Source organism: Thiomonas sp. 13-64-67 (assembly GCF_002282795.1).
GTDB lineage: Bacteria > Pseudomonadota > Gammaproteobacteria > Burkholderiales > Burkholderiaceae_C > Thiomonas > Thiomonas arsenitoxydans.
On sequence record NZ_NCKP01000091.1, the window covers coordinates 1 to 9,876 of the forward strand.

A 9,876-nucleotide genomic window follows, 5' to 3' on the forward strand; every position below is an offset into this window, starting at 1 on the left:
CCCACTTCTGAAAGTTATGCGGGGTTGGCGGCTCTGGCCATTCCATCGTTCGACCCATGCGCATCGGTTCATGCAGGCCATCGGGTAGTATCAGGCCGCTTTGTCCGCCGCCTTGCTCGGTTCGCCGCAAGCGTCGACAACGCTCTGGATAAGTCGCCCACCGCCTCGAACGACCGCCGACGCCACCCAGCCATAATCGATTGTTCCCATGTCCTTCCCCGCGATCACCCTGCAGCCCCCTGTTTCTGGCAAGCCGCTGAGCAAACAGCAAAAGGCTTTCAACACCCTGGTCGGCAAGATCCACCGTGCCCGCAATCGTCTTCAGCAATGGCACGATGCGATGCAGCGTGCGGCCCAGGCACAGGCTGCGCAGATCGACCCCAAGATGCGCAATCTCAACGCGATGCGCAAAGAACTCTTGCTGGCCCTGGACGTCATGCAAGCTGATCCCCGGTACAACAAAACTGACCACAAGCGCCTGCGCGCCATGATCGAGGTACTTGCGCATGCCTGCCTGAGCATTCAGCACGACGCGGATATCGAGGCGATCCTGAACCGGCAGCGTGCACCGGCGCGTGAGGAACGCGAATCTGGGATGGGTGACCTGTTTGGCTTCGACGAGTTCAGTCAAGCTGAAGCTCAGGATGCCGACGCGCCTGAGGTCGATGGCTTCGATGCGGAGGCTGACGACAGCGCCGGATTTCACCGACGGCATCAGATCGACGTGGAGAAGCGGCCGCGAGACGCCCAAACCCCGTCCCTGCGCATCATCTACCGCAAACTCGCCAGCGCGCTGCATCCTGACCGCGAGTCTGACCCCGAAGAGCGTGCGCGCAAGACCGCCTTGCTGCAGCGCGCCAATCAGTCTTACAAAAATGGCGACCTCCTTGCCTTGCTCGGCCTGCAACTTGAAATCGCCATGGTCGACGCCGCCCACCTTTCGTCTCTGGCCGACGCGCAGATCAAGGACTATGTCCGGGCTCTCAAAGCCCAGCTTGCCGACCTGGAGGATGAGATCACCCTGATCGAGCAGGATCTGCGGATCAACATGCCCTTCGCCGCATCCGCTGGAAAGCTCGATCCCCGCGCGATCGACACTTTGATCGAACATGAACTCGACGCCCTGGAGATGGTCGAGGGCGAACTGAAATCGGTGCTTTCGCGCAAAGCCGAGGTGCGCTTCATGAAATCCTGGCTGCGTGAGCAAGAGCGTTCCAGCCAAGCACTGGCCGAGGAGAGCTGGGATGAGGCATTGGCTGCGCTCGAAGACTTCCTCGCCCAGGAGCTGAGTCCCCGCCGCCGACGTCGATGAACACCCCTGCGCAAGCTGAACGGATGCCTGGGGCCTTTGAACGCTTCACCTTTCACGGCGAGCTGCGCAGAGGAAGATACTGGCCGTCGTCGTAAGACGGCGGTGAAACAGGCATCGACGAACAGGAAGTCCGCTTCGATCATGGGCGCTGTGGAGCTGGTGGGCAGCCCTTGACCGGGGTGCGGACGGCAGGCAGTCCACGAGAGCGCGACAGCGGAGGCGACCGTCCAAATCCCCGGCGACTCACAGCGTCATTGCCGTCTTTGGCCCATTCTTCACCAGAATGGACACGGTCATGACATTGGCTGCCGCATCCAAAGCGGCCAACAGACCAGTTGGCGGACGATCAACTCACCCGCACCGTGGCGGCGTTGCTGTCGCAGGGTCTCTGGTCAGCATGACCGGGGCGGGTTCGTAAATATTCGGTGAGCACGTTCTCCCGATAGGCCCGTATCCCAAAGTGCTGGACACATTCGCGTTTTGGCCGCAGCCTTTGGCCATGAACTCCGCCGCCGCCGAGCCCACTGCCGCCACATCGGCATCAACGGTCCAGTCGTCGGGTGCACCGACTCCGTTCGATCAAGAGTTGGTCACGTTGAGCAAGCGCGAGTGCATCGAACTGCGACAACGCGCCAGTTCGTACCAGGCGTTGCACGCGCGCGCTGTGCAACGCCTGGCGCGGCAAGAACAGGAGCTTCGCGCACAGCGCGAGCGCTGGGCTGTGCGCGAAGCCGAACTGTTGGGAGATCTGCAGGCGGCGCTGGCGCAGATCCGCGACTTGCGCCAGCGTGTGTTCGGCGCCAAGACCGAGCAGTCGCGCTCAGTCAACGGCGCGCAGCCCTCCCTGGTGGGGCCGCGGCGCCCGCGCGGCCAACAGCGCGGACACCGCGGCCACGGTCGGCGGCGCGAGGCGGCGCTACCCACACGGGTAGAGGAGCAGACGCTGCAGGCGAGTTGCCCGCGCTGCGGTCTGGAGTTGGCCGCGTTTGCTGGAACCCAGGATGCCGAAGTCCTGGAGGTCGAGGTCAAGGCCTACCGCCGCGTGATCCGGCGGCACCGCTACCGCCCCGTGTGTCGCTGTGGCTGCCTGCCCGGCATCGTGGTGGCGCCCAGACCGCCGCAACTGCTGGCGCGCGGAAAGCTGGGCGTGTCCATTTGGGTGGAGGTGTTGCTGTCGAAGTTTCTGCATGGGCATCCCACCCATCGCCTGCTGCAGGACTGGCAACAGCAGGGGCTACACATCGCGCAGGGCACGCTGAGCGGGGGGCTGCATGCCCTGCTGCCGTTGTTTGACCCGCTGGAGCAGGCGTGGCTGCAACAGTTGCGCAGCGCATCGCACTGGCACGCCGATGAAACGCGCTGGGAGGTGTTCGAGGAGCAGCAAGGCAAGGTCGGACACCGCTGGTATCTGTGGGTATTCCAGTCCAAGTCGGTGGCGTGGTACGTGCTGGATCCTTCGCGCTCGGCCTTGGTGCCGCAGGCAGCGCTGCACGGCGTTGAACAGGGCATTCTCAGCGTCGACCGCTACGCCGCCTACCGCAAGTTCAGTCGCCTGCACCCTGGGGTGGAACTGGCGATCTGCTGGGCGCACCAAAGGCGCGACTTCCTGCGCGTGGCGGGTGATCACCCGATTCTGTGGGACTGGGCCATGGGCTGGGTGCAGCGCATCGGCGCGTTGTACACGCTGCATGCGCGGCGTCGGCTCCAATGGTCCAAGGGCGAGCCCCAGTGGTGCGACATGGACCACCAAGTGCGCGCCTGGGTGCAAGCCATGCAGCAGGACTGGCAAAGCGAGTTGCAGGATCCGGCCCTCGGGGCGCCGGCGCACAAGGTGTTGCGCACGATGCGCCAATACTGGCCGGGCCTGACTGTGTTCCTGGCGCATCCGCTGCTCGACCTGGACAACAACGCCGCCGAGCGCGCCCTACGCGGCGCGGTTGTCGGCCGCAAAAATTATTACGGCTCAGGCAGCGCAGGGTCGGGGCAACTGGCCGCCACCCTGCTCAGCTTGCTCAATACAGTGCGGCTGTGGCGCATCAACCCGCGCACCTGGCTGAGCTCCTACCTCAATGCCTGCGCGGCAGCGGGTGGGCAGGCGCCTCCGGACTGCAGCGACTTCATCCCCTGGCAGATGGATGCGGCGCAACTGGCAGCCATGCGGGCGTCGCCGACATGAGCCGCTATGGTGGCCGGGTGTTCAGCCAGGCCGAGTTGCAAACGCTGCGTGCACTCATTGACGACAACCCGGGGCTGCGGCGCGCGGCGCTCTCGCGCCTGGTGTGCGAGCGGCTGGACTGGCGCAGCGCCAACGGGCGCCTAAGCGAGATGAGTTGCCGTGTGGCCATGCTGCGCATGCACGAAGATGAGGTGCTGCAACTGCCACCTTCGCGCAACAGCAAGCCGCGTCGGCCAGCTTGCTTTGCGTCCACCGCGGCCAGTGATCCCCAGCCCGAAGTCCAGGCCCCCGTGCATGACTTGCCTGCGTTGCGCATGCAGCTCGTGCACGGGGCGGGGGCAGCCTCCCGGCTGTGGAACGAGTTCATGGCGCGCTACCACGAACTGGGCTACACCCCCATGTCCGGGCATCAGATGCGCTACAACGTCTATGCCGGCGAGCAACTCGTGGCCTTGATCAGCTTCGGCGCCAGCGCCTGGAAACTCGCCGACCGCGACCGCTTCATCGGCTGGAGCGCCGAGCAACGCCGCAACAACCTCCCGTTCGTGGTGAACAACACGCGCTTTCTCGTGCTGCCCTGGATTCGCTCCCATGGCCTGGCCTCCAAAGTCCTGGCCATGGCCGCGCGCCGCGTCCTGGCGAACTGGCCATCGCGCTACGGCTACGCGCCCGTGATGCTCGAGACCTTCGTCGAGATTCCTCAACACAAGGGCACTTGCTACAAGGCCGCCAACTGGCAGCGCGTGGACCAGACCAAGGGGCGCGGCAAGACCAGCACCAGCCACATCCCGACCCTGCCGACCAAGGACATCTGGCTCTACCCCCTGCGGCCTGACTTCAGATCCTTCCTCTGCCGCTGAGCGCTATCACGTGCTCACCGAATATTTACGAACTTGTGGGTCTGGTGGGAATCGATGCCGTCGAAAGCCTCGAACAACCCGTTGATGTAGCGGTCGGCTTGTTCCGTACCCCAGCGATCACGCGTGTAGCGGTAGATTCCCCAAGCGTGGCTATTCTGACCCGCCTGGCGTGTCCTTCTCATCGTCGTCGAGTCTGCTGTAGACGTTTGCTGGTTTTGTAATGCAAAGTTCAGGACGGACTCTGTAGGCTTGTCGAATCATGCATCACACGCCATCCCGTCGCCAGTCGTTCGTCCATTCACGTTTTTTGGACACCAGCCCTAATCATCACCCAAACTTACATACCGATGAACAGTGAACCTAGGTTACTTGTCTTGCTGGCCCATGGCTCCCGGTTAGCCGAATGGGCTCTGCCCTTTGAGGCCGTTTGTGGCATGGTGCAGTCCCGCCACCCCGAACTGACCGTCCGCCTTGCTTTTCTGGAGTCGATGCAACCCTCCCTGCAACAAGCCTTGGAGGAAGCGGGCCAAAACGGCACGAAGCATGTGCACATCGCGCCCCTCTTCCTTGGTGCGGGCGGCCACCTCCGGCGCGACATTCCAGAAGTGGTGCAAGCGGCGCGGGCGCGATATCCGAAGCTGCGAATCGTGCTCGCACAGCCAGCGGGCGAAGATGCTGGAGTGATTGCGGCACTTGCTGCGTATGCCACGCAAAGCCAGGAAAACGAACTCTTTGGGGCATGGAACTTGCACGAATTGCGATATGCCCAACCCACTAAGCACTCTGACGGTTGCTGTCATCTCCCCCGATACCGCATTGGCGACGGAGAACGATCAGGCGAATCATGAGCGCCAAGCAGGGCGTTGCGCGATGCTGGAAAAGGCCTTGTTGGATGCGGGCTACGAGGTAGTGGCCGTGCTGCCGGCCAAACCCGATCTGGATGACCGCATTGCCGCGCTCAAGCCCGATCTGGTGATTGTGGATGCAGAGTCTGGCGTGCGCGATCTGCTGGAGCACGTGGTGCTGGCCTCGCGCGACACACCGCGTCCCATTGTGCTGTTCACCGATGACGACGACACCGAGACTGCGCAACTCGCCATCACGGCGGGGGTGACGGCCTATATCGTGGACGGCCTCAAGCCCAACCGGGTGAAGCCGGTGATTGAGGTGGCGCTGGCGCGGTTCGAGCGCGAACAGGGTCTGCGCGCGGAACTGAGCGAGGAGCGCACCCAGCTCACTGAGCGCAAGCTGATTGAGCGCGCCAAGGGCATTGTGATGCAGCGCCAGGGCTGCACCGAGGAAGAAGCCTTCAGCCGCATGCGCAAGCTGGCGATGGAAAAAGGCTTGAAGCTCTCCGAGGTTGCCCAGCGCATTCTCGATACCGTCGGATTGATCTGAGCCTTGCGGCTGCGCGCTTTGTGTGCTCACACGCACCAGACTGGAACCGTTACGCACAGTTTTGCGTCATCGAAGACCCGCCTAATTTGATACAGCGGGGAGTCTCCCTCTGATCTCTCCCGAGTGGAGGGCTGGCACGCTGATTGCTTAAATAGCGCTGTAGGCCAACGGCGGCCTATGTTGAACCCACTGAACGGGAGTCTCCCCCGCTCAGCTCGGCAATGATGCCTTCGTGTGCTTCGCCTTGTGTGAAGCGCCCGAAGGTTTTTTTTTCGCCCGCTATTTCAGGAACTGCCATGCGCAACCAGCAAGACGCCACACCTCCAAGCAACGACCCGGCACAACCCTTGCGCCGCACCCTCATCAAGTCAGGTGCCGCAGTGGCTGTTGCCGGTCTTCTTCCCAGCCTGCAACCCACGGCGCGCGCCGCCACTCTGGGAAAACCTGAAATGGAAGAAGTCAAGATCGGATTCATTCCCCTCACTGATTGCGCGCCCATCGTCATGGCCGCGGTGCTGGGTTTCGACAAGAAGTACGGCGTCAAAATTATTCCAAGCAAGCAGGCCTCTTGGGCCGCAGTGCGCGACAACCTGGTGACCGGCGGCATCCAGATGGCGCATGTGCTCTACGGTTTGCCGTATGGCGTGCAGCTCGGCGTCGGCGGGCCGAAGAAGGACATGGCGATACTCATGGGCCTGAACCGCAACGGCCAGGCCATCTCCCTGTCGGATGCGCTGGCCAAGGAAGGCATCACCACCGGCCCGGCGCTGGCCAAGGCCGTGCTCGCGAAAAAGCGCACCTACACCTTCGCCCAGACCTTCCCCACCAGCACGCATGCGATGTGGCTTTATTACTGGCTGGCGACCTACGGCATCAACCCGCTGAAGGACGACAAGGTGATTACCGTGCCGCCGCCGCAGATGGTGGCGAATATGCGGGTGGGCAGCATGGACGGCTTCTGCGTAGGCGAGCCGTGGAACGCGGTGGCCATCAATCAGAAGATTGGCTTCACCGCGGTGACTTCGCAGGAAATCTGGGTGGACCATCCAGAGAAGGTTCTGGGCACCACCGCCGAGTTCGTCGAAAAGTACCCCAACACCACCAAGGCGGTGATGGCCGCAGTGCTCGAAGCCTGCCGCTGGATCGACGCCTCGGATGCCAACCGCACCAAGATGGCCGAGACCATCGCCGCGCCGGGCTATGTCAACACCCAGGTGGCAACCATCCTGCCGCGCATCCTTGGCAACTACACCAACGGCCTGGGCAAAAGCTGGCACGACGCGCACCCGATGACCTTCTATGAAGACGGTCAGGTCAACTTCCCGTGGTTGTCCGACGGCATGTGGTTCCTCACCCAGTTCCGCCGCTGGGGCCTGATCAAGACCGACCCCGACTATCTCGCCGTGGCCAAGGCGGTGAACCGCGTCGATCTGTATCAGGCAGTTGCCACCGAACTGAAGGTGCCGGTGCCCGCCAGCACACTGCGCACCTCCAAGCTGATCGACGGCGTGACCTGGGATGGCAAGGACCCCAAGGCCTATGCCCACGGCTTCAAAGTCAACGATCTCGCCGTTTGACCTTGCCGACGCAATGATCCAGGAGTCCAGCATGAACACTGCCGTCTTTTCCGCCTCGGGCGGATCGTTTGAAGCCTCTGCGACGGAGGGCGCCTCACCCGAAGCTCCCCTGGCCGCTGCAAAGCAAACTGCCATCCGCAGCGTGAGCCCGGCAGAGCGGCAACGCGCGAAGAACCGCCAAATCGCGCTGCGGCTCATCGCCCCGCTGATGGGCTTCGCACTCCTGCTGCTGGTGTGGGAACTGGCGGCCGAGCACAGCGCGCAATTCCCCTCGCCGCTGGTCACCTGGCAGTCGGCGCAGAAGGTGTTTGCGCATCCCTTTTATGACAACGGGCCGAACGATGTGGGCATCGGCTGGAACCTGCTGGCCTCGCTGCAGCGCGTGGCCTACGGCTTTGGTCTGGCGGCGCTGGTAGGCATTCCGCTGGGTTTCGCCATTGGCCGCGTGCAGTTCTTGAACCGCATGCTCTCGCCCCTCATCAGCCTGCTGCGTCCGGTGTCGCCGCTGGCCTGGCTGCCCATCGGTCTGTACGTGTTCAGCAATGCGCCGGCGGCGGCCATCTACACCATTTTCATCTGCTCCATCTGGCCGATGATGATCAACACCGCCATCGGCGTGCAGCGCATTCCGGCGGATTATTTGAACGTGGCCCGCGTGCTCGACCTCTCCACCTGGAAGGTGTTCACCAAGATTCTGCTGCCCTCGGTCATGCCCTACATGATGACCGGCGTGCGGCTGTCGGTCGGCACCGCCTGGCTGGTGATCGTCGCCGCTGAAATGCTGACAGGCGGCACCGGCATCGGATTCTGGCTGTGGAACGAGTGGAACAACCTCAATCTCGCCCACATCATCATCGCCATTCTGGTCATCGGCGTCACCGGCATGGTGCTCGAAGGCGCGCTGATGCTGATTGCGCGGCGCTTCAGCTACGACGAAGCGCGCTGATCTTCCCATCACGCAAAACACAAAAGGCCATCATCATGGAACGTTTCATCGTCATCCAACACGTCGAAATGGTGTTCGACACCGCGCGCGGTCCTTTCCACGCGCTCAAGGGCATCAACCTCGACATCGCCAAGGGCGAGTTCATCAGCCTGATTGGCCATTCCGGCTGCGGCAAGAGCACGCTGCTCAACCTCATGGCCGGACTCACCCTGCCGTCTTCGGGTGTAATGGTGTGCGACGGCCGCGAAATTCACGCGCCAGGCCCTGACCGCGCCGTGGTGTTCCAAAACCACTCGCTGCTGCCTTGGATGACCTGCTACGGCAACATCTACCTCGGCGTGGAGCGCGTGTTCGGCGCAAGCGAAACCAAGTCGCAACTCAAGGCCCGCACCCAGTCTGCTTTGGAACTCGTTGGCCTGCCGCACGCGGCACACAAACATCCACACGAAATTTCCGGCGGCTGCAGGACGAGCTGCAAGACATTGTGGCGAAAAGCGGCGCCACCGTGGTGATGGTGACGCACGATGTGGACGAGGCGGTGCTGCTGTCGGACCGCATCGTCATGCTGACCAACGGCCCTGCGGCGACCATCGGCGAAATTCTCACGGTCGATCTGCCGCGCCCGCGCGAACGCCTGGCCCTGAGCGAAGACCCGCACTACGCCCATCTGCGCGCCCAGGTGCTGGAGTTTCTCTACAAGCGCCAGGCGCACCCGCAGGTCAAGGCAGCCTGAGACGCAGCGCGCAACCCAATGGACTCCGCATCATGAACAAACCCAAACTCGTTCTCGTCGGCAATGGCATGGCCGGGGTGCGGACGCTCGAAGAGCTGCTCAAGCTCGCGCCCGATCTCTACGACATCACCGTGTTCGGCAGCGAGCCGCACCCGAACTACAACCGCATCCTGCTCTCGCCGGTGCTCGCCGGGGAGCAGACCATTGAGCAGATCATCCTCAATCCGCTGGACTGGTATGCCGACAACGGCATCACCCTGCACACCGGCAAGACGGTGGTGGAAATCGATCGCATCAAGCGCGTGGTACGCACCGATGAAGGCCTCGAATCCCCCTACGACCGGCTGCTGCTGGGCACAGGCTCGCTGCCGTTCATCTTGCCGGTGCCGGGCAAGGAGTTGGACGGGGTGATCGCCTACCGCGACATCAAGGACACCGAGACCATGATCGAGACCGCGAAGACGCACAGGCACGCGGTGGTCATTGGCGGCGGCCTGCTGGGGCTGGAAGCGGCCAACGGCCTGATGCTGCGCGGCATGGACGTGACCGTGGTGCACATCATGCCGTGGCTGATGGAGCGCCAACTCGACGATGTGGCGGGCAAGCTGTTGCAGAAGTCGCTGGAAGATCGCGGTCTCAAGTTCCTCATCGGCGCGCAGACGCAAGCCTTGCTGGGCAATGAATCAGGCCGGGTGCGCGCCGTGCGGTTCAAGGACGGCAGCGAGATCCCCGCCGATCTGGTGGTGATGGCCGCAGGCATCCGCCCCAACACCGCGCTGGCGGAGAAGGCCGGCATTCACTGCAATCGCGGCATCGTCGTGAGCGACACGCTGCAGACCATCACCGACCCGCGCATTTACGCCGTGGGCGAATG

The 9,876-nt window shown here is 63.1% G+C and carries 9 protein-coding genes and 1 pseudogene; 9 read left to right on the forward strand and 1 reads right to left on the reverse strand.

Annotated features, from left to right (window positions below; all coding sequences use genetic code 11):
* The coding region (locus B7X30_RS14630; RefSeq protein ID WP_286731564.1) for a hypothetical protein at window positions 1–442 on the reverse strand (442 nt) is incomplete at its 3' end.
* Here B7X30_RS14630 and B7X30_RS14635 point away from each other — a divergent pair.
* From B7X30_RS14635 to B7X30_RS14675, 9 genes and pseudogenes are all read left to right on the forward strand, one after another.
* Entirely contained in the window at window positions 419–1,312 is an 894-nt protein-coding gene (locus B7X30_RS14635; protein WP_286731566.1) for a J domain-containing protein, read from the forward strand. The genes B7X30_RS14630 and B7X30_RS14635 overlap by 24 nt on opposite strands.
* A gap of 499 nt (window positions 1,313–1,811) precedes the next feature.
* Window positions 1,812–3,488: an IS66 family transposase gene (gene tnpC / locus B7X30_RS14640; protein WP_286731569.1), complete on the forward strand. Its 1,677-nt coding sequence runs from the start codon at window positions 1,812–1,814 to the stop codon at window positions 3,486–3,488.
* Window positions 3,485–4,348: a Druantia anti-phage system protein DruA gene (locus B7X30_RS14645; protein WP_286731572.1), complete on the forward strand. Its 864-nt coding sequence runs from the start codon at window positions 3,485–3,487 to the stop codon at window positions 4,346–4,348. The genes tnpC and B7X30_RS14645 overlap by 4 nt, the downstream gene beginning before the upstream one ends.
* A 347-nt stretch (window positions 4,349–4,695) precedes the next feature.
* On the forward strand, window positions 4,696–5,196 hold the full coding sequence (locus B7X30_RS14650; RefSeq protein ID WP_286731573.1) for a sirohydrochlorin chelatase: 501 nt from the start codon (window positions 4,696–4,698) through the stop codon (window positions 5,194–5,196).
* On the forward strand, window positions 5,111–5,746 hold the full coding sequence (locus tag B7X30_RS14655; RefSeq protein WP_286731575.1) for an ANTAR domain-containing response regulator: 636 nt from the start codon (window positions 5,111–5,113) through the stop codon (window positions 5,744–5,746). The genes B7X30_RS14650 and B7X30_RS14655 overlap by 86 nt, the downstream gene beginning before the upstream one ends.
* A 296-nt stretch (window positions 5,747–6,042) precedes the next feature.
* Entirely contained in the window at window positions 6,043–7,323 is a 1,281-nt protein-coding gene (locus B7X30_RS14660; protein ID WP_286731576.1) for a CmpA/NrtA family ABC transporter substrate-binding protein, read from the forward strand.
* 31 nt (window positions 7,324–7,354) lie between these two features.
* On the forward strand, window positions 7,355–8,269 hold the full coding sequence (gene ntrB / locus B7X30_RS14665) for a nitrate ABC transporter permease (protein ID WP_286731577.1): 915 nt from the start codon (window positions 7,355–7,357) through the stop codon (window positions 8,267–8,269).
* Between the two features lie 35 nt (window positions 8,270–8,304).
* A pseudogene (locus tag B7X30_RS14670) lies at window positions 8,305–9,002 on the forward strand (ABC transporter ATP-binding protein).
* Window positions 9,003–9,034: 32 nt separating this feature from the next.
* Window positions 9,035–9,876, forward strand: an 842-nt coding sequence (locus tag B7X30_RS14675; RefSeq protein WP_286731579.1) for an NAD(P)/FAD-dependent oxidoreductase, incomplete at its 3' end; no start/stop codon positions are given.

Coding starts and splice junctions, on each gene's coding strand:
- B7X30_RS14645 (WP_286731572.1), top strand. CDS start 3,485: ATGAGCCGCTATGGTGGCCGGGTGTTCAGCCAGGCCGAGTTGCAAACG.
- B7X30_RS14660 (WP_286731576.1), top strand. CDS start 6,043: ATGCGCAACCAGCAAGACGCCACACCTCCAAGCAACGACCCGGCACAA.
- tnpC (WP_286731569.1), top strand. CDS start 1,812: ATGAACTCCGCCGCCGCCGAGCCCACTGCCGCCACATCGGCATCAACG.
- B7X30_RS14650 (WP_286731573.1), top strand. CDS start 4,696: ATGAACAGTGAACCTAGGTTACTTGTCTTGCTGGCCCATGGCTCCCGG.
- B7X30_RS14655 (WP_286731575.1), top strand. CDS start 5,111: ATGCCCAACCCACTAAGCACTCTGACGGTTGCTGTCATCTCCCCCGAT.
- ntrB (WP_286731577.1), top strand. CDS start 7,355: ATGAACACTGCCGTCTTTTCCGCCTCGGGCGGATCGTTTGAAGCCTCT.